We start from the raw sequence: 26,306 nt of genomic DNA on the forward strand, positions 1-26,306 counted from the left end.
TGGCTCCCCAAACTGGACTCGAACCAGTGACATACGGATTAACAGTCCGCCGTTCTACCAACTGAACTATTGGGGAAGCGTATTATTTCAAATGTGTTATCTCGATGGCTCCCCAAACTGGACTTGAACCAGTGACATACGGATTAACAGTCCGCCGTTCTACCAACTGAACTATTGGGGAATTATTTCGATAACAGTAAACGATGGCTCCCCAAACTGGACTCGAACCAGTGACATACGGATTAACAGTCCGCCGTTCTACCAACTGAACTATTGGGGAATTACGATTACATCTCAACTCTGCATACTAAATTGGCTCCCCAGACTGGACTCGAACCAGTGACATACGGATTAACAGTCCGCCGTTCTACCAACTGAACTACTGGGGAAGCGTTTTTAGCAATGTATTGCTGAGAACGGAGCGCATAGTAAAACGCTCTGGTAACTGAGTCAACTCGAGTTATAAAAAAAAACGCATTTATGTGACTAATTGGTTACCAAACACACATCGTGAACGACTTTTGGGCATTTGTGTCGATTTTTAAACAATGAAAACAAAATGAATCACTTACTCTCAACATTCATTTCCACGATTATAAAGACAATATTTTTGTATACATCATGTTTTTGATGTCTATCGTTGTGTTTTTTCGGCTATCTCGTCGGTGTGGTTTTATGGCGGAACTGAAAACCGTGTTGATATAAGTTCAATTCGGGATACAGAGATTGTATAGATCGGTAAAAACGGATTTTTGGCAAGTCAGCAATATCAAACTTACTATTTGTTGCACTCATTAAGCAGATTTTACATGTGAAAAGGGGGCTTATTGCAAGTCAATGTCACTTTAAGCAAACTGATAGTGCAAACTTTGTGATGTGATAATTCTTTATTATCCTAAATTAAGGTTGATCTTATGAGATTGAGTTATGAGATTAAGTTATGTTTTTATCGACAGCTTCTTGAGTCAAAGTATGTTAATGATATTTAACTCAGCAAAGCATCGATACATAGCGCAAACGAGCTTTTAAACCGAGTAATACATTGTTGTACATTGTTGTTTTTAGCCGTTGAGATTACCCAGCTACCACCAGTAGCATTATAGCTATATTGTCGACACCTTGATGAGTCCTATAGTGCAGTTATCACTAAATACTAAGACTTGCCTGAAAATAATCAATTTGAGTATGGCTAATATTCACCAGCCATAGCTTGGGCTGAGTCAACCATGTTTAGCGATACGAGGGAGGTGGTATTTGTTGAATGTGTACTAGCGTCAGCGCTCACTGATCGCAATGTTGATCGGTGTTCAAGGCGTTGCTAATATATGAGGCGACTACAAATTTAAAACAGCAACTGAACTATTGTCGCTATCTTTCGTATTAATGTGCAAATGTAATTAAATTTCATCACAATTTTCTTACGTTTTTATGAAACTCACTTGGTCGCTACCCCGCAGTAGTATTGGGCTTTTGTGACTTATCCACTAAATCTGTGGATAAACTTGTGGACTTCTACTGTAAATAAGCGGCTAACCCTTGTTGCGCTTGAGTCGGACTTAAATTGGTACAAATATTTAGCGATAAGTTAAGTTGTTTTTAATCAAACAGATACAAAAATCAACAACTTTATTTTTTCACTGTTCTGTCAATTGCAAAATTGTAATCTCTTTGAATAGTAGATTGTGTATTAAATTGTGCTTTAAGCTCGATTTTTAGCGCATTTGTGGCCTCAAATACTGATCGAATCGATTTGTTTATAACTTTCATATTACGATCATTATGCTGTCATATTGAAGAACCAAGTGACAGAGAATGATCTGCATGAAACACACCAATATTAAATAATATTCTGCAATTTTTCCTTCAATATAGTTACTGCCTTAAGTAAAAACACCAGAGGTTTAGTACTATTATGTATCGCCATTAACCTGTGTTTAGGTATATGATAATTGGTTCAATAGAATAGGAAACCATGTTGTGTCAGAGTCAGTATTTTCCCTAGAGTCCAAATTCGAACCCGCCGGCGATCAACCTACAGCAATAAAAAAATTAGTAGAGGGCTTAGAGTCTGGCGTTGCTAGCCAAACGTTATTAGGCGTAACAGGGTCAGGTAAAACCTATACTATCGCGAATGTGATTAAGCAAATGGGCAGGCCAACCATTATTATGGCGCCTAACAAAACACTTGCCGCGCAACTCTATGGCGAAATGAAAGAGTTTTTTCCGCATAATGCGGTTGAATATTTTGTTTCTTATTATGATTACTATCAACCAGAAGCTTATGTACCCGCTTCTAATACCTTTATTGAAAAAGATGCATCGGTGAATGCCCACATCGAGCAAATGCGTTTATCGGCCACTAAAGCGTTATTAGAGCGTAAAGATGTGGTGCTTATTGCCTCTGTGTCAGCCATATATGGTTTAGGCGATCCTGATTCTTATATGAAGATGTTATTGCATTTGCGTCAAGGCGATTTTATGGGCCAACGTGACATCCTCATTCGGCTCAGTGAATTACAATACAAACGCAATGACATTGAGTTACAACGCGGGACATATCGAGTTCGCGGTGAAGTGATAGATATTTTTCCAGCAGAATCTGAACGCGAAGCCATTCGAATAGAATTATTTGACGACGAAATAGAACGCTTAAGTGAGTTTGATCCCTTGACCGGACAGATTAACAAACGAATAGCGCGTGCCACCATTTATCCCAAAACGCATTATGTGACACCAAGAGAGAAAATTTTAGCGGCAACTGAAGATATTAAAGAAGAACTCAGAGAACGTCGTCAATATCTACTCGATAACAATAAATTGATTGAAGCTCAGCGGATCACTGAGCGAGTTCAATACGACATAGAAATGATGGTCGAGCTAGGATATTGCTCCGGGATTGAAAACTACTCTCGATATTTATCAGGCAGATCGCCTGGAGAAGGTCCACCAACATTATTAGATTATTTACCTGCAGATGGTCTACTGATTATTGATGAGTCACATGTGACGGTACCGCAAATTGGCGCTATGTACAAAGGTGATAGAAGCAGGAAAATGAACTTAGTAGAGTATGGGTTTCGATTACCATCAGCACTAGATAATCGGCCGTTAATGTTTGAAGAGTTTGAACGATTAATGCCGCAAACCATTTTTGTTTCAGCTACACCTAGTTTATACGAGCTTGAAAAAAGTACCGGCGAGATTGCTGAGCAGGTTGTAAGGCCAACCGGATTACTCGATCCTGTATTGGAAGTTCGGCCTGTGGGCATTCAAGTTGACGATCTTTTGTCTGAGATCCACAAACGCGTGGCGGTTAATGAGCGTGTGCTGGTGACCACATTAACTAAACGGATGTCTGAAGATCTGAGTGAATACCTTGACGAGCATGGGGTTAAAGTTCGTTATTTACATTCGGACATTGATACCGTTGAACGAGTTGAAATTATTCGTGATTTACGCTTGGGACGTTTTGACGTACTGATTGGCATTAACTTATTACGTGAAGGGCTAGATCTGCCTGAAGTGTCATTAGTGTGCATTTTAGATGCAGACAAAGAAGGCTTTTTACGTTCAGAGAGATCACTTATTCAGACCATTGGCCGTGCTGCTCGTAACGTTAACGGTAAAGTTATTCTATATGCGGACCGAATAACAAACTCAATGGCTAAAGCCATGGGGGAAACAGAGCGTCGCCGTGAAAAGCAACACCTACATAACCTTAAACTCGGTATTGTGCCTCGTGGAGTAGTGAAGAGTATTACCGATGTAATGGATGTAGGTGACACTAACTTCAGTAAAGGTACTCGTAAAAATCACTCTAAATTTGCTGAAGTGGCAGAAGAGCGAGCGAAATACACCAGTATTGCCGATTTGAGTCATCAAATTGATAAATTGGAAAAACAAATGCATGAACACGCTAAGAACCTAGAGTTTGAACAAGCTGCTGCCGTGCGTGATGACGTCAAACATTTACGTGACCTGATCATTGTAAACAGTTAATTTACTGAAAAATATAATTTTAGGTGAAAATAGATAGCCAGTTTATCAATGAAAATATGAAAAACTGGCTGAGAATGTTCTCTAAATGACATTGTAGCGTCAGTTAATTGATTTTAAATTGACCAATTTGAGCTCTTAACTGTTGTGATAACTGACCAACTTGGATACTGGCAGTATTTGATTGCTGGGCATTGGTCACTGTCAAACGAGCTTCATCGCTAATATTGACAATATTACGATTAATTTCATCGTTTACTGCAGTTTGTTCTTCTGCTGCGGTCGCTATTTGAGTCGCCATATTGGCTATTGTCGCCACAGACTGAGTAATTTTGCTCAGCGCATCACCAGCTTGCGCCGCTTGCTCCGTACTGTTAATGGCTTGCTCTCGACTCGATGCCATTACTGTCACGGCTCCTTTTACGCCTGATTGTAATTGGCCAATCATTTGCTGAATTTGGTTAGTCGAATCTTGAGTTCGTTTTGCTAGGGTGCGTACTTCATCAGCGACAACAGCAAAACCTCGTCCTTGCTCTCCTGCACGCGCAGCCTCAATAGCAGCATTCAGAGCCAGTAAGTTGGTTTGATCTGCAATGCCTCGAATGACTTCTAAGATAGTGCCAATATTATCGGCATCTTTTTGCAATTGATAGAGTGCATTAGCGGCTTGTTCAACCCCTTTAGCAAGATGATCAATCGAAGTAATCGTTTTCTTGACAATGTTGTCACCATGCAGTGCTTGTGCATCAGATTCTTGAGCTGCTTGAGCGGCTAACTCTGCATTATTGGCAACTTCAATGACGGTGGCTTGCATTTGATTCATAGCGGTAGCGACTTGTTCAGTTTCACTTTGTAGTCGCTGCATCCCACTCAACGTTTCGTTACTAGCCGAAGTTAATTGGTCGCTTGTTGTACCTAATTGTTGGGTATTATGATTAAAGTCAGTAATTAATTCGCCAATATTACCAACAAACGCATTAAAACTGGCGGCAACTTTGGCAATTTCATCATCACTGCTATCATCTAACCTTGCGGTTAAATCTTTGGCGCCAGAGGCCACATTGCGCATTGAATCATCAAGTTTTTTAAGTGGTGTTAAAATACGTTGGTATAGCACTATCATAATGATCACAATAAACAATCCTATGCCAATGCTTCCCCATAATTGCACTCTAGCAGCGGTAGTGGTTGCCCTGAGAGTTTCATTAACGGTGAGTATAAATTGCTGATCGAGTTTTTGAGCCAATAGATCTAAGTTATCAGCTAATATCGCCAGCCGCATCATCAAAACCACCAGCGCTTTTCATTAATAAATTGCCGGCATCAGTTCCTTGAGTCAAATAGGCATCAGCCATTTTTATGCCTGAATCATGTAATGAATTAACTTGGCGTTTAATGTTTTGTGCCTGAACGGTAAATTCAGGAGCATATTGAATCAATTTTTCAATATGTTCTAGGGCGCTTTGCTTACTTTCGAGTGCTTCTGACTTTGCTTCATCACTTTTTGTTGCACCGACATCTGTTAGGAATTGCTGTATTTGCACGACAAAATAACGAGTATCTTTTAAGGCAAATATGGCATTAACTTGTTGTTCTTCATGTTTAACATTTACATGTATACGTGATTGCTGAACACTCATAACCCAAGCTAATAGTGTCAACGCAGTTAACGTTAGCATAATGGTAATTTGGAGCATTCTCTTAATTGAGAACTTTATATTCATAGAAATACCTTTGACTTAATAAGTGCTACAGCTTGCAATATGTATAGAATAACGTGTCATATAATATGTGTCATTTTCATTGCATTGTTATCAGATCTCTCTCTAATAAATCTATGGATTTAGTCAGTTTGAACACTATAAATTAAAATACTGATACTGATATATCCTAAAAACCATATGGTAAAGCTAATAAAAAACGCGCCAAATGGCGCGTTTATGTCATTTCATATTATCGAAATAATTAGAAACTGGCTGAACGTGGGGCGCGTGGGAATGGGATAACATCACGAATGTTGTTAACGCCAGTAACATACGACACTAAACGCTCGAAACCTAAACCAAAACCTGAATGAGGTACGGTGCCATAACGACGTAAGTCACGATACCACCAGTAATCTTCTTGGCTTAAATCCATTTCAGCTAAACGCTTATCAAGCACGTCTAAACGCTCTTCACGTTGCGCACCACCGATAATTTCACCAATACCTGGTGCTAACACGTCCATAGCGGCAACAGTCTTGCCATCATCGTTTAAGCGCATATAAAAAGCTTTAATGTCTTTCGGGTAGTTCTTAACAACAACAGGCGCTTTAAAATGCTCTTCAGCTAAGTAGCGTTCGTGCTCAGATTGTAAATCAATACCCCATTCAACTGCGAATTCAAACTTCTTACCACAGTTTTTAAGGATTTCAACCGCATCAGTGTAATCTACTTGAGCAAAATCACTGCTTACGAAAGCTTGTAAACGTTCGATCACGGTTTTATCAACACGTTCGTTAAAGAAGTTTAAATCATCCATGCGTTCTTCAAGCACTGCGCTAAATGCGAATTTAAGCATTTTTTCTGCTAACTCAGCCGCATCATCTAACGTTGCGAATGCCACTTCAGGCTCAACCATCCAGAATTCTGCAAGATGGCGAGTGGTGTTCGAGTTTTCAGCACGAAACGTTGGGCCAAAGGTATATACTTTCGATAACGCACAAGCATACGTTTCAGCGTTTAACTGACCCGACACGGTTAAGAATGATTCTTTACCGAAGAAATCTTTATCGTAATCGACTTTACCTTCAGCTGTGCGAGGTAGATTTTCCATGTCTAAAGTAGACACTCGGAACATTTCGCCAGCGCCTTCACAGTCAGAAGCGGTAATTAACGGGGTCGATACCCAGATAAATCCTTCTTGGTGATAGAAGCGGTGAATCGCTTGCGATAAACAGTTACGTACACGGGCTACTGCACCAATAATGTTAGTACGCGGGCGTAGATGGGCAAGTTCACGTAAATGCTCAATAGAGTGGCGTTTGGCCGACATTGGGTAAGTATCTGGATCGTCTACAAAACCCGTAACCACTATTTCAGTGACTTGTAATTCAAATGCTTGACCAGCGCCAGGAGAGGCAACTACTTCACCCGTCATTACGACAGAGCAGCCAGCAGTCAATTTCAATACATCGTCATTGTAATTGGCTAGGCTATTAGGCAAGACACCTTGAATAGGGTCGAAACATGAACCGTCATACACGGCCAAGAAAGAGATACCCGCTTTTGAATCACGACGAGTTCTTACCCAGCCACGGACAGTGACTTGCGAACCAACGGCGTGTTCACCTTTAAATACAGAAGCGACAGATGCAATGCTCATTGTTGCTTTATTCTCCAACGTATAGAATATAAATATAAAATTGGGGTTTATCTTACCTTGCTGGTGGCTTTTCTCAAGCTGAAAACGCTATTCTAGGGTGATTAATGTGATACTTTTGAGTATGTCGGTTAAATATATGGCTAATTAGCCTTTATATTCTCTCGTAAACCAAGGAAAGGCCATGTCTCGTTTAGGAATTATACAGGTTGTATTGACCGTTTTGTCGTTATTAGGCTGGAGCTTAGCCATTTATGCATTGATTATTTTTGGCGAAGCCAGACCTGATCGTGCGGTAGGTTATTTTTTGAGTAAAGGCGCATCGGTACGATTAAACTGGGACCCTGAGTTAACCATTAAATTAGAATACTTAATATGGTGGTGTGCTGGGGTCAGCTTTTTGAATCTGCTGGTAAACTTTTATGCAAAAGCCACCACTCGAATTGGTTTTTGGGTCAATATTCCATTGTTGTTTTTGGTATCACTCGCAGCCGGTTTGTATATTCGTTACGTGGTGTAGAATAACGCTGATGATGCTTGGAACAATAGTTCTAAGCTAATCAACCATCAATTGGCTGTTTACGTCATGTGCCTACAGTGATTAGTTATCTGCTATATGGTGGCACAGTAAATCTATGATGGCTGCCGTTACCCCCCAAATAAATTTGTCTTCAAATGGCATAAAGTGCACTTGATAATGTGCGCCGTGGCGATAATGAAACATTTTATGACGGTTACTGCGCTCAATAAAAAAATTCAATGGTACTGAGAAACAATCATCCACTTCACCGGGATCGAGAATCAGTTCAAATGGCTGCTTTATCATTGCCACGACAGGGGTGATCTCGAAACCAGTAAAGGTTTTATGAGCTGGAAACACACCTAAAATATCCACATTATCTGCCAATAAGCCAATTTCTTCGTGAGCTTCGCGCAGCGCGGTGTGGATGGCATTAATATCATTTGGCTCAACTTTGCCGCCAGGAAAGCTAATTTGCCCAGGATGGTGACGTAAATGCATCGGACGTCGGGTTAAAATAATATGTAATTGTTGCTCTATTTCGATCACAGGGATTAATACCGCGGCTTCGCGGCCAAGGTACGACGGGGGCGCAGAAGCAATTGTCGAACGCAAACAATGTAAGTTGTAGCGCAAAGTGAATTCGTGTTTATTCATTTATTACGTGTGTATCCTGTTAATGACAAGGGATGTTGTGATCTGGAATCAACCCTGCGTGGTACTTTGGAACGAAGAGATTATCACCCCACCGCTGACAATAGCGATACTGCTAGCATAACAGAAGTATTAATTGGCTATTCTATTTCAGTAACAAGCATCACTGTTAACAGTGGCGTTATAAGGCTTAAACATCTACATAGGGTAATTGAGCCAGAGCAGTTTTAAGACTTAAGCTATTGGCAATACAAAATCATAATAGCAATGATATCAACTGCCTCTTTTAAGGCGCTTCCACTTGAAATCCATAGATAATATGCACTGATTTGATTGTTGTGCACTATTTTTGTGCAAAAAACAAACTTAAAACAAGCGTATTAAACGAGCAATACAATCTTAACCTTTCTTTAGTAACTATATGATTCTTAATGAATAGCCATTGTAATCTTACTGCAATTAATCTGTCGTCAATTTGTTATGATGAACTGGCATGGTAACTGCTGGAATTAATGCAGTTAATTATCGCGAGGAAGACAAATATGGGACTAGAGAAGTTGCTATATTTGCAAGGCGTTGGGGCAGAGTTTATCGATTGTTTCGGTAATCTTGTTCACATACCTGCTAAGGACAGGCAGGGCATTTTAACCACAATGTTGTTGCAATCGTCGTTTGATCAACATGAGCACCTTCATGGTATGAATAAGCCTGGCCAGCAACTATTCGATGTACGGGCTTTTACTCAGCAGCACTTATCACCACCAAAGATAGACGCCAGAATAGCGCAACTCGATGTACAGCCTTGGTTGGTACCGCTACATGGTTTTCAGTGGTGTACTATTGATAAGCCTCATGTTGATGTCTATCTGCCAGAGTATTATTCATCTGAGTTTGTGGTGACCATCAGCGGTGAAAATATTGACACAATTTCGGTGAATGCCGATGTGAGTGATTGTGTTATTGCTGGCGAATATCATATTAATGATCAACGTTATTGCCAATATCGTTTAATGCTTGATAAAGCTAAATTACATTTAGGTTATCACCAACTCGATTTAGCGTTTATTAACGATCCTCAGCATAAAGATACCTTACATGGACAGTTGATGGTTGCACCGTCTACGGCTTATCAAGGTCGCTTAGTGCAACCACTTAACAGCAGTAAGCAATCTTGGGGGCTTAATGCGCAACTGTATGCATTGCGTAATGATGCGCAATGGGGCATTGGTGATTTTGGCAATTTAGCTGAGCTTATTGAGTATGCTGCCCATGCTGGTGCTGATTTTATTCTTCTCAATCCATTACATGCAGTAGACATAAGCCAGCCAGATAACCCCAGTCCATACAGTCCAACAGACCGCCGTCGGTTAAACCCCTTGTACATACAAATTGAAGCCGTTCATGAATATAAAGCCCTTAATGGGCAGTTATCATCACAAAAATGGCAGCAAAAAAGGTTAGTACTGAATCAAGCACATCTTATTAATTACGATGAAGTGCACAGTCTTAAATACGCAGCATTCGAGAAAATGTATCAAATATTTTGTTCTCACCACATCAAGCTAGAAACCCCAAGATACAAGGCCTATAAAGAGTTTGTTGTACAAGATGAAGCTGCGTTGATGCAGTTTGTTACCGTCGAAGTGGAATTAGCATCTAAATATTTCACTCAAGATGTTGGCTTTTATTTGTATCTGCAATTTGTCGCCGATGAACAATTACAAGCTTGTCAGTTGAATGCAAAACAATGCGGTATGAGTATTGGGCTTATTCGTGATTTGGCCGTAGGTGCGGTGAGTCATGGCGCTGAAATTAGTGCCAATGCAGATTTGTTTTGTGATAACGCCAGTATCGGCGCACCACCAGATCCTTTTGCTGAGCAAGGCCAAAATTGGGGCTTAACCCCATTCGACCCCGTGAAATTAAAGCAGCATAATTTTAGCCATTTTATCCAATTGGTTCGCAGTAATATGCAAAGCTGCGGCGCGCTGAGAATTGATCATGTTATGGGATTACTACGTTTGTGGTGGTGGCCTCTGCATGAAGAACTTGGTAAAGGTTGCTATGTATATTATCCGCTGGACACCTTGCTCGCCATTGTTTGTTTAGAAAGCCAGCGTGCTCGTTGCATCGTAATTGGCGAAGATTTAGGCATAGTACCACCAGAGATTGTGTCGTGTTTACACCAAGCGGGCATTTTATCAAATGAATTATTTTATTTCTGTAAAGACCATAATGGGTTCAAACCACCACAAGACTATAAACGTCAAAGCCTGATGATGTTGGCTAATCACGATGTACCGACACTTTCTGCGTGGTGGTTTGCTGCGGATTTACGCCTACGACGTCAACTTGAATTGATTGAAACCGATGACAAGTTACATCAGGTCATGGACCAGCGTCAGCAAGAAAAACAGCAATTGATTGACTTGCTTATCCGCGAACAAGCATTTGAGCTACCAACCCCCATGACATCAGCCGAACAATTAGATTTTGATAGTGTGTTGTTGGCTTGGATCCGCGTTGCTGCTAAGGGCAATGCACAACTATTTAGTGTGCAATTAAGTGATTTAGTCGCTGATAAACACGGGGTAAATATTCCCGGTACTTGGAAAGAGTTCCCTAATTGGCAACGCCGATTACCCCTGTCTATCAAACAAATGTCCCAAAGCCCTAAAGTGCAGCAACGTCTTGAAGCGATAGCATCGGCGCGAAAGTCCCGAACTCACGCCAGTGCAGTTAACACAAGTGCAGTAAACACATAGTCATCCGATAAACTTGCTCATTAATGGATCATTAAATATGACAGTAGCGACCCCGTATTTTCAACAAGGTAGTGAAATGGCCTTATTAAATGGTGAGTACACCGATGTGTTTTCACTGCTTGGTATGCACAGTGTTAATGATGATAAAGCGCTGGTTGTTCGTTGCTTAATACCTGGTGCGCTCAGTGTTGATGTGTTGAATGCTAAAGATCGACGTAAAGTGGCGACGCTTGAGCAAGTGAATGAACAAGGTTTATTTGCCGGTAAAATGGGCCGCAGAGTTAACCATTTTGCTTATCTATTACGGGTGCAATATCCGTTGTGTGAGCAGCTTATCACCGACCCATATCAATTTGACAGTCTACTTAATCCTGACGATGTGTATTTATTTGGCGAAGGAAGCCAGCTGCAAACATACCATTTTCAAGGCGCTAATTGGCGTGAACATCACGATGTAAAAGGGGTTCATTTTTGTGTTTGGGCGCCAAATGCTAAGCAAGTTGCGGTGATTGGTGATTTTAATTTATGGGACAATAAGCGCCATGTGTTGCGCCATCATCCAGCCAGTGGGCTGTGGGATATTTTCATTGCCGAGGTTGAACCCGATCAGCACTATAAATATGCCATTAGCGATATGCATGGCAATCAAGTCATTAAGTCCGATCCTTATGCGGTCGCCATGCAACCGTCACCTCATAATGCGTCGAAAGTACCTCGAGTAGAAGGCTATGACTGGCAAGATAGTCAATGGTTAACAGAACGGGCAAGTCATCAACCACATGTACAACCTATGTCTATTTATGAAGTGCAATTAGCCTCATGGCGCCGCAACGGGGATGACGGCCAAGATTATACCGATTACTCGCAGTTAATAGCCGAGTTGGTGCCTTATATCAAAGAAATGGGCTTTACCCATTTACAGCTAATGCCAATCAGTGAATATCCGTTCGATGGCTCTTGGGGTTATCAACCCGTGGGGTTATTTGCGCCGACGTATCGCTTTGGTGATGCCAATGGCCTTAAAGCTTTTATCGATGCATGCCACCAGCAAGGCATTGCGGTGTTACTCGATTGGGTGCCAGCTCATTTTCCTCGCGATCCTCACGGTTTGGTACGGTTTGACGGCAGTTGCTTATATGAACATGACGATCCCCGTAAAGGCGAACATCCGGATTGGGATACATTAATTTATAACTATGGCCGCGCGGAAGTGCGCAGTTTTTTATACAGTAATGCGCATTACTGGCTAGATGAATTTCATTTTGATGGCTTACGCCTTGATGCTGTGTCGTCAATGCTCTATCTCGATTATAGCCGTACAGCGGATCAATGGATCCCCAATGAGTTTGGCGGTCGTGAAAACCTTGAGGCAATCAGCTTTCTGCAAGAATTAAACGCACGTATGTATCAGTGTTTTCCTGGTATTAACATGATTGCTGAAGAGTCCACCGCATGGCCTGGTGTGACACAAGCCACCAGTAATAATGGCTTAGGATTCGGCTTTAAGTGGAATATGGGCTGGATGAACGACACACTGCGTTATATCAGTTGCGATCCCCTTTTTAGGCGTTATCACCATGGAGAGCTCACTTTTAGCTTAGTTTATGCTTTTACCGAACAATTTATTTTGTCACTCAGTCATGATGAAGTGGTTCACGGTAAGGGCTCGTTACTGCATAAAATTCCTGGTGATGACTGGCAGAAGTTCGCCACATTACGCGCTTATTATGGCTTTATGTGGACCCATCCGGGCAAAAAACTGTTGTTTATGGGTAACGAGTTTGCCCAGCGCAACGAATGGAACCATAACCAGAGCCTCGACTGGCATTTATTAACCTATGCACCACATCAAGGTGTGCAAGATTGGGTGCGCGATCTCAATCAATGCTATCAACAATATCCTGCCTTATATCAACGTGATCATCATAGCGACGGTTTCCAATGGCTCGACTGCAACAATGCTGAAAATAACATTTTAGTATTTTGTCGTTTTGGCATGGATAAGCAACAACATGTCGTGATTGTGGTCAACATGTCTCCACAGGTTTATCACGATTTCAGAGTGGGTGTACCTGCGGAGCAATGCTACAGCGAAATGCTCAACAGCGACCATCGTCACTATGGCGGCAGTCACGTCGTCAATGATAATCCCTGTGAAGTTCAAGCGACGCCATGGCAGGGCATGTCACACAGTATTGTCATTACTGTCCCTCCGTTAGGTTGCAGCATTTGGGCTCCAGAACTGGACGAACGAACTGACGAACCAGAAAGCTAGATGAGTCGACGGAATAAGTGGGTACAGACACTATGGTTTCAACTTTACAGGGGCATGTTATGGATATGACCAGCGGTTATCCTTATCCACTAGGGGCGACACTCGATGATAACGGGGTGAATTTTTCGTTGTTTTCGGCGCATGCAACTCAAGTCGTATTGTGTATCTTTGATGCCACTGGAGAAGTTGAGGTCGCGCAATACATCATGAGCGATCAAACTCGACAAATTTGGCACTGTCATCTTGCTGATGCACAAGCAGGGCTATTGTATGGTTATCGTGTCTTTGGCCCATATCAACCTCAATTAGGTCATCGCTTTAATCATCATAAATTGTTACTCGATCCCTATGCAAAAAAGCTGGTGGGCGAGGTGATATATCATCCTGCGCTTTATGGTTATGACATTGAAGCCAGGGACGAAGATTTGTCATTTGATACCCAAGATAGTGCGCCATATGTGCCTAAAGCACAGGTTATTGATTGCGGCTTTGTCAATGATATTCCAATTGAGCCGCTTAATATTAGCCTTGCGCGCAGCATTATATTTGAAACCCATATAAAAGGGTTTACCCAACAGCATCCCAAGGTCAGCAGCGAGCAACAAGGCACCTTTGCAGGTTTAGCGAGCCAACCTATCATCGATTATTTACAAAACTTAGGCATAACCTGTATAGAGCTATTACCCGTGCATGGTTTTTTTGATGAGCCATTTTTAATTGAAAAGGGCCTCAATAACTATTGGGGATATAACAGTATTGCTTTTATGGCGCCGCACAGCGCTTATTTGTCTGCATCGGATGACATTGCTGAATTTAGGCAGATGGTTTCTACACTTCATCGAGCAGGCATTGAAGTCATTTTGGATGTGGTATTTAACCATACTGCAGAAGGTAACCATTTAGGGCCAACGTATGGTTTCCGCGGGATCGACAATGCCAGTTACTACCGTTTATTACCCAATGATAAGCGTTTTAACATTAACGATACCGGTTGTGGTAACACCTTTAATCTTAATCATCCCCAAGTACTGATGCTGGTAATGGATTCGCTGCGCTATTGGGTTGAAGTAATGGGCGTGGATGGATTTAGATTTGATTTAGCCAGTTGCCTTGGACGAGAAGCCTATGGCTTTGACCCAGGAAGTGGATTTTTTGACGCCATCACTCAAGATCCTGTGCTGTGTAAAGTGAAATTGATTGCTGAGCCATGGGACATTGGACCTGGTGGTTATCAGTTAGGCAATTACCCTGTGGCATTCAGTGAATGGAATGACCGTTACCGTGATGCTATGCGCAAATTCTGGCGCGGTGACAGTGGTTTGTTACCTGAATTTGCTAAACGATTTCATGGCTCGAGTGACTTTTTTGAACATAACGGTCGCGGGCCAGCAGCCAGTATCAATTTTATCACCAGTCATGATGGTTTCAGTTTGCATGATGTAGTCAGTTATGACGATCGTCATAACTTGGCCAACGGTGAAGACAACCGCGATGGACATCAAGAAAACTGTAGCAGTAATTATGGCATAGAAGGCGAGTGCGACGATGTCGCCATCAATGCCATTCGCAACCGACAAAAGCGCAATTTATTAACGTGCTTGTTGCTATCTCAGGGGGTGCCGATGCTATTGGCTGGCGATGAATCTAGCCAAACTCAACAAGGTAATAACAATGCCTACTGCCAAGACAATCCGATTGGTTGGTTCGACTGGCAGCAAATAGATTGGTCGTTGGTGAATTTTACCGCTCAGTTGATCACCTTACGTAAACGCTTTCCGATGTTGTGTCATCAAGCATTTATTCATAAACCAGAAGCATTATTCGATAACGGTTTAGCGTGGTTTAACCGCCAAGGTGAAGCGATGACGAAATCACATTGGTGTGAACATCATACCCGCACCTTAAGCGTTATTTTAACCGGTAATTTAGGTGATGCCGATGTTGGCGCCGTTGCTGAAAGCACTGAAGCCTTATTGTTGATGATCAATGTCGATGAGTCCCCACATACCTTTACATTACCGCAATTGCCTCACTTTCGTTATTGGCATTGTTTATTGCATACCCAAGAAAGTGAGCCGGTGGTGGATGCCAGTCAGCAAGTCAATTTAATCAGCCGTAGTTTAATGTTATTTCATACCGAGTTTACAAGGAGCAATTGATGACCACAGCGAAAACTAACGCCAGTGCGACTAAACCGACTGCCCGTGCCAGTCGAGCTAAAGCTAACAGTAAGACCAGTAGTAAAACCCAAGTCGCAACACAAACCGCAGCAGATAATCAGCTCAGTTCTCATGCAGAGCCTTGTGAACCTTGCGACAGTTTAGCAGCCTCGTTAGCCAGACATATTCGTTATGGTTTATGTCGCGATGAACATGAGCAACATGAATTGTTTAATGCCGTGGCGCAAAGTGTTAAAGAGCAAATGCTGGATAACTGGCGTCAAACACGGATAAAAGATAATCAATACCAACAAAAACAAGTGGCTTACTTGTCGTTAGAGTTTTTGATGGGCCGAGCATTAGGTAATGCATTACTGAGTTTAGACATTACCGCCGATGCGCAACAAGTCATGACAGAATACGCGACTAGTTTAGAAGAGCTTGAGCAAGTTGAGCAAGATGCGGGCTTAGGCAATGGCGGGCTTGGACGACTTGCGGCGTGCTTCCTCGACAGTTGTGCCAGTTTAGATTTGTCGGTTACTGGTTACGGTATTCGTTATCAATATGGCATGTTTGTGCAAAAAATTGTCGATGGTTACCAAGTTGAGCGTCCGGACCGTTGGTTACGACACGGTAATCCATGGGAAGTCCGTATTGCCAATCGTATTGTGACGGTACCCTTTTTTGGCCATACCGAAACCTATGTCGATAAACAAGGGCATCGACACCATGTGTGGGCGGAAACTCAAAATGTACTGGCCGTGCCTTATGACGTGCCGATCCCAGGATTTAAAAATGGCCGAATTAATACGCTGCGCTTGTGGAAGGCAGAAGCCAATGACGAGTTTGATTTAGCAGAGTTTAACGAAGGTGATTATGCTGAAGCCGTCGCGACGAAAAACCTAGCCGAACAAATCACCATGGTGTTGTACCCCAATGATTCGAGTGTTAACGGCAAAGAATTGCGGTTAAGACAACAGTACTTTTTGTCGTCTGCCAGCTTACAAGACTTGCTGGCCCGTTACGTCGGTCAATTTGGTGAAGACTTTAGCCAGTTTAGTACTCATAACGTGTTGCAACTTAATGATACTCACCCGAGCATTGCAGTACCTGAGTTAATGCGGTTGTTACTTGATCAATATGGCTTGAGTTGGGATACCGCTTGGGCGATCACTAGTGAATCTATGGCGTATACCAATCATACTTTATTGCCAGAAGCACTAGAGCGTTGGTCTGTGCCGATGATGAAAAATATGTTGCCGCGAATTGTCGAAATTATTTTCGAAATCAATGCACGTTATCTTGAACAAGTGGCTCATCATTGGCCCGCAGATATTCAAAAATTGGCCAACATGTCGATTATTGAAGAAGGCCCCGAGCAGCAAATACGGATGGCATATTTAGCGATTGTTGCCAGTTTTTCGGTTAATGGTGTGGCGGGGTTACATACTCAGTTGCTTAAAGAAGGGTTATTCAATGACTTCTATCAACTGTGGCCCCACAAATTTAATAACAAAACCAACGGTGTCACCCCTAGGCGTTGGCTCGCGTATTGTAATCCTAAGTTATCTGAGTTGATTTGCCGACGCTTAGGCGATGAGTGGATTAACGATTTATCACGTCTTACCGCGTTAAATGCTTTCACCAGTGACAAAGTATTTGTTAAGGAATGGGCGCAAATAAAACTCGAGAATAAACAAGTGTTAACCACTTTTGTGCATCAGCAATGTGGGATTGAATTTGACCCTCTGATGATGTTCGATGTGCAAGTAAAACGTATCCATGAATACAAGCGCCAATTATTGAATATTCTGCACGTTATTCATTTATATCGTCGAATTTTAAATGGCGATACTCAAGATATGGTTCCCCGTTGCGTATTAATTGGTGGCAAAGCTGCGCCAGGGTATGCCATGGCAAAACAAATCATTAAGTTAGCAAGCAATGTCGCCCATATGGTCAATTCTGATCCACTGGTGACGCCGTATTTACGTATGGCTTTCCTGCCTAACTATAACGTTAGTGCGATGGAAAAAATCTGTCCGGGTACCGACTTATCTGAGCAAATATCAACAGCAGGTAAAGAAGCTTCAGGTACAGGTAACATGAAATTCATGATGAATGGCGCTTTGACTATCGGCACATTAGATGGTGCCAATATTGAAATGCTTGAAGAAGTGGGTGATGAGAACTTTTTCTTATTTGGCTTAGATGCTAACCAAGTAAGCCAAGCCCGAATGAATTATCAACCTCAGCACATCGTTGAACATTCTAAAGCCCTTCATGGGGTGATGGACATGCTCAAAAGCGCTCATTTCAATTTGGTCGAACCGGGTATTTTCGACAACATTATTGCCTCGATTGTCGACCCTAACGACCAATGGATGACCGCTGCCGATTTTGACAGTTATTGCTTGGCACAAGAACAGGTGGCAAAAACCTATCTTGATCAAGATAGTTGGCAAAAAATGAGTATTAGAAACACCGCCGCAAGCGGGCGTTTTTCAAGCGACAACACTATAGCGGGTTACCGCGACGAAATCTGGATGAAAAAGTAATACAGGGATGGCGGTGTTATGCCGCTTAGTTAACAAGTAAGTCGTAGATCAATGCTTATTTATTGATGGCTATCTTTGATAGTCAAATGGAGTCTGCTTATGAGTAATGTTCGTTATATTAGTAATTTAACTCGTGATACCTATGCGCTTATTTTGGCGGGTGGTCGTGGTTCTCGGTTGTACGAATTAACCGACTGGCGCGCTAAACCGGCGTTATATTTTGGTGGTAAATTCAGGATTATTGATTTTCCGTTATCGAATTGTATTAACTCTGGAATTCGTCGCGTGGGAGTGGTGACACAATATAAATCACACTCTCTTATTCGGCATGTTACTCGTGGTTGGGGCCACTTTAAGAAGGAATTGGGTGAATCGGTTGAGATATTACCGGCGTCGCAACAAACATCAGGCAATTGGTATCAAGGTACCGCAGACGCCGTGTTTCAAAATATCGATATTATTCGCCATGAAATACCTAAATACGTGATGATTCTATCTGGCGATCATGTATACCGCATGGATTATGCCGGCTTGTTAGCCGCCCATGCAGAATCAGGTGCCGACATGACCGTGTGTTGTTTAGAAACGCCGATAGCCGAAGCTGCGGGAGCATTTGGGGTAATGGAAGTCGATAGCACTAATCGGGTGATTGGCTTTGAAGAAAAACCGGCTGAGCCTAAACCGACACCAAACGATCCGGAAATGTGTTTAGCCTCGATGGGCAATTATGTGTTTAATACCAAGTTTTTGTTCGATCAATTGAAAAAAGATTCGAACAACGAAAACTCAGACCGTGACTTTGGTAAAGACATCATTCCGGCAATCATAGAAAAGCATAATGTGTTCGCGTTTCCTTTTACTAGTGCAGTTCCAGACGAACCTGCTTATTGGCGCGATGTGGGTACTTTAGATTCATTTTTCCAAGCCAATATGGAGCTATTATCACCTACGCCGGCATTGAATTTGTATGATGCCAAATGGCCTATTTGGACCTATCAAGAACAATTACCTCCGGCTAAATTTGTGTTTGATGATGAAGATAGACGCGGTATGGCGGTTGATTCTATTGTGTCCGGTGGTTGTATTATCTCCGGCGCAAAAGTTAAACGTAGCGTGTTGTTTGATGAAGTGCGGGTATGTTCTTATTCGTCGGTAAAAGACTCGGTATTATTACCCGATGTGGTGGTATTAAAGAACTGTAAAATCCAAAATGCCATTTTAGATCGGGGTTGTATCATCCCAGAAGGCATGGTGATTGGTTATAATCAAGATCACGACAGGGCAAGAGGTTTTAGGGTATCCGAAAAAGGTATTACCTTAGTAACTCGTAAAATGTTGGGTTTACCTGTTGGTTACGAATAAGGACCGTAAATGACTCTTGTGAGTGTAAAGCGAGTACTGCTGGTGGCAGCAGAAAACGATGCACTGCACGGCGCTAAAGTTGGTGGCATGGCGGATGTTATCCGCGACTTGCCACCCGCATTAGGCCAATGCAGCGTGATAGCCGATGTCGCTATGCCTAATTATGGTTTTTTAGCTCAACAATATCGTGTCGCACATATGGCTGATGTTGAAGTTGATTTTGCGGGTGAGCGTCATGTGGTATCTGTGTATCGGATGCCTAGGCCGCAAAACAAAGACGAAATGGTCGATATCGGTGAGCAAGATAATACTGGCGCCCAAATTTATCTATTCGATCATCCGCTGTTTAACCATCAAGGTCAGGTTTACTGTAATGGTTCAGCCGACAGACCGTTTGCCGAAGATGCGACCAAGTTTGCTTTGTTTTCATTGAGTGTTGCCACATGCCTTGTTAACAGGCTATTACCTTATTTCGATGTGTTGCATCTGCATGACTGGCACACCGCAATGGTGGCGATGCTTCGCGGCTGCGTGGCGGAGTTCTCGGCATTGCAGGCGATGCCTTGTGTGTTCACTATCCATAATTTGGCTTTACAGGGGATCCGCCCCTTCAGCGGTGATGATTCATCGTTTGCCCATTGGTTTCCACAGTACATGGATAAATTGAATGCAGCTGCCGATGTAAGTTTATTTGATCCACGTTACAACAATTGCATTAATCCAATGCGAATGGGCATAGTACTGAGTGATAAAGTGCACTTGGTGTCGCCCAGTTATGCCCGCGAAGTGTTAATGCCATCGGATTATCATAAAGGCTTTTTTGGCGGTGAAGGATTAGAGCTAGATTTAGCCACTAAAGCGCAGCAAGGTAATGTCGTTGGGATCATTAATGGTTGTGTTTATGATGATAAGCCCCTAAATGATGTTGATCATCAAACAGGATATGCAGGGTTATTGCACCAAGCAGAAAACGCGATTATCAAATGGCAAGCAAAGGCCAATAATGTCAGTGTATTAGACACCATTGCGCTCACGCGAATGAGTCAGTATAAGCATGCTGTATTGGCGGAGCATCTGCGATCGTTAGAGGTAAATAGCCGAACGTTTGATGATGACAAGCAACGGTTTTTACTGACATCAGTAGGTCGGTTAACTGAGCAAAAAGTGTTGATTTTGTTGCAACCGTATAGTGCAACGCAAATAGATAAAAGCCTTTCCTCAGCAAAAACAGTACTAGAAGCGGTACTTGAATCATTAAAGCGACAACAACCCAACGGGGTGTTTATGTTGCTTGGTAGTGGTGATCTGCATATTGCTAAGGTTCTGCAAGCTACAGCTGCGCGTTATGATAACTTTTTATTTTTACACGGTTATGATGAAGCATTGTCTGAGCAACTTTATCAATCGGGCAGTTTATTTTTAATGCCAAGTTCATTTGAGCCATGCGGAATAAGTCAAATGCTGGCAATGCGGGCAGGGCAACCTTGTTTGGTTCATGGCGTGGGTGGACTGAACGACACGATTACAGATAATGTCAGCGGCTGGGTGTTTAATGGTGAAACGCTAGCTGCACAAGGACAAGCCCTGGTTGAACGTGTTAATCAAGTTCTTGCGTTATATGGCAGCGATACTTGGCAACAGGTGAAGCATAATGCCGCCAAAAAGCGATTTAGCTGGGACGATGTCGCGAAGCAATATCTAGCAAAGCTCTATGTAGCGAATGATAATGATCAGTAAACAACGTCAGTAAACAACGTCAGTAAACAACGTCAGTAAATACAGTCAGTAAATACAGTCAGTAAGCATTAGTCCGTTAGCAAGACAACTTAAACTAATGTTATTAGCCAATCGTTTTATGTTCAGCTTGATGTAATGAAAAATGCCAATCAAATATGATTGGCATTTTTGCGTTTCAGCGTGGTTATCGGCTGAAAATACTCACTAATAAATAATCTTTTAGTAGGTATAACGTAGATCTAAGTAATAGTAACCACCGTTAAATCCAAACGGAGTATTGGTCAGTGGGTATACAAATATGCCGTTAAAATTATTATCCTCTGGGCGTTTCTCTGGATAAGTATCAAATAGGTTTTGTACCCCTAACGTTACTGAAAGGTTATCGGTTGCACGGTAACGAGTACTTAAATCAGTGGTCCATCTCGCACCGTATTCTACTTCACTAGATGAATAACCCACGGTATATTCACCGAAATAGCTGAAACGTAAGTTAGTGGTGAAGTCATCATATTGATGAGTAAAACCGATGTTAGCGGTATTTTTCGGATTGGCTTCCGTCATGCGAACGACTTCAATATTATCAAATAGCTCGTCTTCTAATCCATTGAGGATTGAAGGCAAAGAAATTGACTCAATTTCAGTTTCTTTGTATGAGTAAGCAAGGTTTGCTTTTAGGTCGCCGTATTCACCAAGGTCAAAACCTTGAGTGATAACTAAGTCTACACCTTGAGTTTTAGTATCAACCGCATTCATAAAGAAACGAGCCGAGTCGGCATTGGTGCCTTCAAGAATCGCAGCAATGGCGGGTGAGCTTTCTTTGTCGATAGAGCCTGACAAAATGATTCTGTCATCAACATTGATTTCATAAGCATCTAATGTCACTGCAAAACCATTGTCGCCAGTGTAAACAATACCTGCACTATAAGAGTGTGATACTTCCGCTTTAAGATCGGGAATACCTAGCTCAGCTCTAACCGGTGATAACTGGTTAAAGGTACCTGACTCTCTAGGAATAAATTCACCAGTGATCGGATCAGGGTCAAAGAAAGTGGATACGTTGGTAAAATAAAGCTGTTGTACACTTGGCGCGCGAAAACCCGTGTCGGTGGTTAAACGAAGTGCCACTCGGTCTGTTAGCTCATATCGACCAGACAATTTCCAACTGGTATTGCCACCGAAATCTGAATAGTCTTCATAACGAACGGCTGCCGCCCAATAAAAGTCATCGGTGAGTTGGTTTTCAAGTTCGATGTACAAACCAAGGTTTGTACGGTCTTCATCTACTTCAGATTCTTTAGTGAAACCACCAAAGCCCTGGCTACCACCCGATTTATCTTGGTAATCGCCTTGGATATACGATTCTTCTTGGCCAGCTTCAATTTGATAGCCACTTTCGCGCCATGTGATGCCCATTGCCACGAGTAAGTCAGAGTCATTGGCAAAATCGTAGTAGGTTGAAGCATCTAAATTTAGATTCAGCTCACTGGTCGACAATGTACCAGCATCAAAGCTTGTTGGGCTGTTAGGGCCAAGCGAAGCGTTAATGCTGTTTTCAACATTGTATTCAAAGCTGTTGCTACCAAAACCAACTGATGAATCAATTTCCCATTGGCCCAACTCAAACTCATAACCGGTGACTAAAGAGTAATCGATAATCTCTGGGCTAATTTGTGGTAAAAAGCCGTCTGGATACACTTCAATAACGTTACGAGAATCCAACGCACGACGATAAAAAGCGCCTGAAGTTGAGCTGCGTTTGCTAATACCACCAAAGGCATAAAGCTTGCCCTTGGTATCTAACCCTTGCTCAGCATTTACAAATAAACCGTAGTTGTCATAATCACTGTCGCCAACATGATGATTTTTACGATCGAATGTGGCTTCACGTGGATCAAGGCTACCATCTGCTAGGGTCGGGTATTGCTGACGTGGATCAAAACCGGCACGATTAGTTGAATTTTTCTGATGTGCTTCTAAAGACACATTCACAAAGCCGTCTTGGCTAAAACTAAAGCCTTGATTAATGCCTAGGCGTACTTGTTCACCGTCGCCTTCATAGGTTTGGCCAACCTGGGCGGCAATGCTGCCACCTTCGTCGCTGTCTTTCAGCACGACGTTGATGACGCCCGCAATCGCATCAGAGCCATATAGTGCTGATGCACCGTCGCGTAAAATTTCAATCCGCTTAATTGAAGTCATTGGAATGGCATTAAGGTCAACGTTTGATGAACCTTTGCCTAAAGTGCCAGCTAAGTGAACCAATGCTGAACCGTGGCGACGCTTACCATTTACCAACACTAAAGTGTGATCAGGTGACATGCCTCGTAAGCTTGCAGGGCGAACCGCGTCGCTGCCATCGGTAATTGACGAGAATGGAAAGCTGTAGCTGGGCGCAGCAAACTGCAATGCCTTGGCGGTTTCGGTTATACCTGTTGCTTCAAGTTGTTCTGAAGTAATAATATCGACAGGGGTTGCACTGTCTGTGGCGGTACGAAGGGCAATACGCGATCCAATAACCTGAATGCGCTCTAGGTTTTCACCTTCTTCTGCAGCGATTGCTACTGGGACTGAAATACTGGCAATAACGGCCAAAGAAACGAGACTTTTATACATTAGCAATCCTGCGATAACGTTATGAGTAATTTTGTAACATTATAGGTCATTTTCGCTGGTACATAGGTCGCTTTAATATAGGCTTGGTTAGTTCAATCAGGCATATCTCATGACACTCTGATCTAGTTAAAGGCGATAATTACTCCATTGTAGTCACAACTACCCACAGCCATAAACAAACGCCTGCTACTAGTAACAGGCGTTTAACATTTATTTTGTTAATGAGGCTTAAGTATTGTTAATGAGACTTAATCGCTTTATGAGCCGCTAGCTGGGTAAGCTCGTTTGGTGCGATGTAATGAAGGTCGCCATGGCATCCTCTGCACGAGTTTGTGCCGATGCCCAGGTGTCCGAGCTTGTCATGGTTTCAACCACTTCGTAATAACATTTAATTTTTGGCTCAGTACCCGACGGGCGAACAATGACTCTAGCGCCACCTTCTAAGGCATAAATCAACACATCGCTACTAGGTGAATCAATGGCTTGTTTGCTGCCATCAGCGGCAGTGCGCTGTAGACTTTTTAAATCGTCGGTCGAGATCACCGCATACTCACCAATTTTCACGGGTGGATGTTCGCGTAAATAGGCACCAATATTTGGCGTGTCAGCATTAAGGGCAATACTCACTTGTTTATTAAGGTGAAATCCATGTTGGCGATAAATCTGCTCGAGTTTATCCCAAATGGTTTGTCCATTATCTGCAAGTTCTGCAGTCAGTTGGGCAAAGGCCACTAATGCCGATAATCCATCTTTATCCCACACTAAGTTACCAATGGTGTAACCGAGTGCCTCTTCATAAGCGAATAAGAACTGATTGTCAGCTTGGTGCTTGGCAATACCGACATTCATTAACCACTTAAAGCCGGTAAGAGTGGTATAGCTTTGGCTACCAAACTCAGTGGCAATTTTAGACAACAGGCTTGAGGACACGATAGTAGTACCAGTAAGTTGCTGATTTTTAGGCGCATGGCTGAGTAAGTAATGACCAAATAACACTCCAACTTGATCGCCTGTCAACATTTGGTAGTCGCCATTTTCAGTGCGAGCGGCAACAGCAAAGCGGTCAGCATCAGGGTCGTTGGCACAAGCAAGTGTAGCATGGTGCTTTTTGGCTTCTGCAATCACCAAATCCATTGCGCCTTTTTCTTCAGGATTTGGAAAGTTTACCGTAGGAAAGTTGCCATCAGGTTCACGTTGAGCCGCCACTGAATACACTTGGGTAAAACCAGCATCATTTAATACCGTTTCAGCCATATCGGCACCAACACCGTGCATTGCGGTGTAAGCTAAACTGACCTTGTCTTGTCCGCTGTGGTATTGCAGCTCTTTAGCTTCACGAATTCCTTGGCGATAGGCTTGATAGAAATCGTCTTGTAACCAAGTAAGCTTATCTTGTGAGATAGCATCGTCTAGTGCTAAAAAGGGAATAGTCAGAGTGGCAGCCCGAGTAATTTGGGCGGCTATGCCTGTGTCGTGAGGAGGAATAATTTGTGCGCCATTTTCCCAATAGACTTTATAGCCATTGTATTGTGGTGGGTTATGGCTTGCGGTAACCACAATGCCAGCCGCAGCGTTAAGATGTTTTACCCCAAAAGCGACTAACGGCGTGGCGGCAACCTTATAGGTTAAATGCACGTTAATGCCCATAGCGGTTAATACACTTGCGGCATCATGGGCAAAGGTAAAGGAATCATGACGACCATCGTAACCTATCACGACACCACGCTCGGCAGCATTGTCGATTTGCTCGAGTAAGTAAGCCCCCAGACCGGCAGTAGTTTGGCGGATAACCAAACGGTTCATTGCCATAGGGCCAACACCCACTTCGCCTCTTAGCCCTGCAGTGCCAAATGCTAAACGACCCGCAAAGCGTGCCGCTAGTTCTGTTTCATTGCCGTTATCAATTAACGTTTGCAGTTGTGAGCGGGTGTGTGGGTCGGGATCGTTATTGAGCCATTGGTTGATTTGATGTTGAAGATGGGTATTCATGAGTAACCTCATTGATAATCATTTTCAATAACAGTAGGAAAATACCGCCGCAAGAACAAGTAAATTCGTGTCAAAGTGGATAAAAATAACAAATTGTATTCATGATTTATACGCTTAATCTACATGCATAAACGCGATCATTAGCTTATAAACAACCAGTTGCAGCTAAATATCAAACCTAAAAACCGTGTAAATCAACTTTAAAGCTTTATATATAAACTTAAAAACATTGTATAGATAGAAACCTATAGTGTGCACAGTGGCGTTACAGCAAGAGTGGGGCTACATAGGCAATACAAAAAAGGCTTATGGATA

The 26,306-nt window shown here is 42.5% G+C and carries 14 protein-coding genes and 4 tRNA genes; 8 read left to right on the forward strand and 10 right to left on the reverse strand.

Annotated features, from left to right (window positions below):
- The 4 genes from AAEY99_RS18235 to AAEY99_RS18250 all read right to left on the reverse strand — a co-directional run bounded on the left by AAEY99_RS18235 (nucleotide 1) and on the right by AAEY99_RS18250 (nucleotide 389).
- A tRNA-Asn gene (locus tag AAEY99_RS18235) sits at nucleotides 1-76 on the reverse strand.
- A 29-nt stretch (nucleotides 77-105) separates the two neighbouring features.
- A tRNA-Asn gene (locus AAEY99_RS18240) sits at nucleotides 106-181 on the reverse strand.
- A 23-nt stretch (nucleotides 182-204) separates the two neighbouring features.
- Nucleotides 205-280: transfer RNA gene (locus tag AAEY99_RS18245), tRNA-Asn, on the reverse strand.
- Nucleotides 281-313: 33 nt separating this feature from the next.
- Nucleotides 314-389 (reverse strand) — tRNA-Asn (locus AAEY99_RS18250).
- 1,588 nt (nucleotides 390-1,977) lie between these two features.
- On the opposite strand from AAEY99_RS18250, the gene uvrB reads away from it, so the two are divergent.
- A complete protein-coding gene (gene uvrB / locus AAEY99_RS18255) occupies nucleotides 1,978-3,999 on the forward strand; it encodes an excinuclease ABC subunit UvrB (protein ID WP_101087040.1) in 2,022 nt (673 codons plus the stop codon).
- Between the two features lie 103 nt (nucleotides 4,000-4,102).
- Here the strand turns inward: uvrB and AAEY99_RS18260 are convergent, their stop codons facing one another.
- The 3 genes from AAEY99_RS18260 to asnS all read right to left on the reverse strand — a co-directional run bounded on the left by AAEY99_RS18260 (nucleotide 4,103) and on the right by asnS (nucleotide 7,362).
- Nucleotides 4,103-5,281, reverse strand: coding sequence for a methyl-accepting chemotaxis protein (locus AAEY99_RS18260; protein WP_351011490.1), 1,179 nt, complete (start codon nucleotides 5,279-5,281; stop codon nucleotides 4,103-4,105).
- Nucleotides 5,256-5,720, reverse strand: coding sequence for a hypothetical protein (locus AAEY99_RS18265; protein ID WP_351011492.1), 465 nt, complete (start codon nucleotides 5,718-5,720; stop codon nucleotides 5,256-5,258). The genes AAEY99_RS18260 and AAEY99_RS18265 overlap by 26 nt, the downstream gene beginning before the upstream one ends.
- Nucleotides 5,721-5,961: 241 nt before the next feature.
- Nucleotides 5,962-7,362, reverse strand: coding sequence for an asparagine--tRNA ligase (gene asnS, locus AAEY99_RS18270; protein WP_351011494.1), 1,401 nt, complete (start codon nucleotides 7,360-7,362; stop codon nucleotides 5,962-5,964).
- A gap of 181 nt (nucleotides 7,363-7,543) precedes the next feature.
- On the opposite strand from asnS, the gene AAEY99_RS18275 reads away from it, so the two are divergent.
- Nucleotides 7,544-7,879: a hypothetical protein gene (locus tag AAEY99_RS18275; RefSeq protein WP_011637624.1), complete on the forward strand. Its 336-nt coding sequence runs from the start codon at nucleotides 7,544-7,546 to the stop codon at nucleotides 7,877-7,879.
- Nucleotides 7,880-7,960: 81 nt separating this feature from the next.
- Here the strand turns inward: AAEY99_RS18275 and AAEY99_RS18280 are convergent, their stop codons facing one another.
- Complete coding sequence (locus AAEY99_RS18280; protein WP_192115013.1) at nucleotides 7,961-8,536, reverse strand: CoA pyrophosphatase; 576 nt, start codon at nucleotides 8,534-8,536, stop codon at nucleotides 7,961-7,963.
- A gap of 539 nt (nucleotides 8,537-9,075) precedes the next feature.
- On the opposite strand from AAEY99_RS18280, the gene malQ reads away from it, so the two are divergent.
- The 6 genes from malQ (at nucleotide 9,076) to AAEY99_RS18310 (ending at nucleotide 21,389) form a co-directional block, all read left to right on the forward strand.
- On the forward strand, nucleotides 9,076-11,298 hold the full coding sequence (malQ, locus tag AAEY99_RS18285) for a 4-alpha-glucanotransferase (RefSeq protein WP_351011497.1): 2,223 nt from the start codon (nucleotides 9,076-9,078) through the stop codon (nucleotides 11,296-11,298).
- A gap of 37 nt (nucleotides 11,299-11,335) precedes the next feature.
- Nucleotides 11,336-13,573, forward strand: a complete 2,238-nt coding sequence (gene glgB, locus AAEY99_RS18290) for a 1,4-alpha-glucan branching protein GlgB (RefSeq protein ID WP_192115011.1) — start codon at nucleotides 11,336-11,338, stop codon at nucleotides 13,571-13,573.
- A 59-nt stretch (nucleotides 13,574-13,632) separates the two neighbouring features.
- A complete protein-coding gene (gene glgX, locus AAEY99_RS18295) occupies nucleotides 13,633-15,732 on the forward strand; it encodes a glycogen debranching protein GlgX (protein ID WP_243756174.1) in 2,100 nt (699 codons plus the stop codon).
- Nucleotides 15,732-18,290 (forward strand): glycogen/starch/alpha-glucan phosphorylase, encoded by a 2,559-nt coding sequence (locus tag AAEY99_RS18300; protein WP_351011499.1) that lies wholly within the window; start codon nucleotides 15,732-15,734, stop codon nucleotides 18,288-18,290. The genes glgX and AAEY99_RS18300 overlap by 1 nt, the downstream gene beginning before the upstream one ends.
- Nucleotides 18,291-18,389: 99 nt before the next feature.
- Nucleotides 18,390-19,652 carry a glucose-1-phosphate adenylyltransferase gene (gene glgC / locus AAEY99_RS18305; RefSeq protein WP_101087050.1) on the forward strand — a complete coding sequence of 421 codons (1,263 nt, stop codon included), beginning with the start codon at nucleotides 18,390-18,392 and terminating at the stop codon, nucleotides 19,650-19,652.
- 9 nt (nucleotides 19,653-19,661) lie between these two features.
- Complete coding sequence (locus AAEY99_RS18310) at nucleotides 19,662-21,389, forward strand: glycogen synthase (protein WP_351011501.1); 1,728 nt, start codon at nucleotides 19,662-19,664, stop codon at nucleotides 21,387-21,389.
- Between the two features lie 219 nt (nucleotides 21,390-21,608).
- On the opposite strand, the gene AAEY99_RS18315 is transcribed toward AAEY99_RS18310, so the two are convergent.
- Both AAEY99_RS18315 and AAEY99_RS18320 read right to left on the reverse strand, forming a co-directional pair.
- Entirely contained in the window at nucleotides 21,609-24,002 is a 2,394-nt protein-coding gene (locus AAEY99_RS18315) for a TonB-dependent receptor plug domain-containing protein (protein ID WP_351011503.1), read from the reverse strand.
- Nucleotides 24,003-24,269: 267 nt separating this feature from the next.
- Nucleotides 24,270-25,991, reverse strand: a complete 1,722-nt coding sequence (locus AAEY99_RS18320; protein WP_351011505.1) for a phospho-sugar mutase — start codon at nucleotides 25,989-25,991, stop codon at nucleotides 24,270-24,272.
- Between the last annotated feature and the right edge of the window lie 315 nt (nucleotides 25,992-26,306).

It is taken from the genome of Shewanella sp. S1-58-MNA-CIBAN-0166, assembly GCF_040310085.1.
In the GTDB taxonomy this organism is placed as follows: Bacteria; Pseudomonadota; Gammaproteobacteria; order Enterobacterales; family Shewanellaceae; genus Shewanella.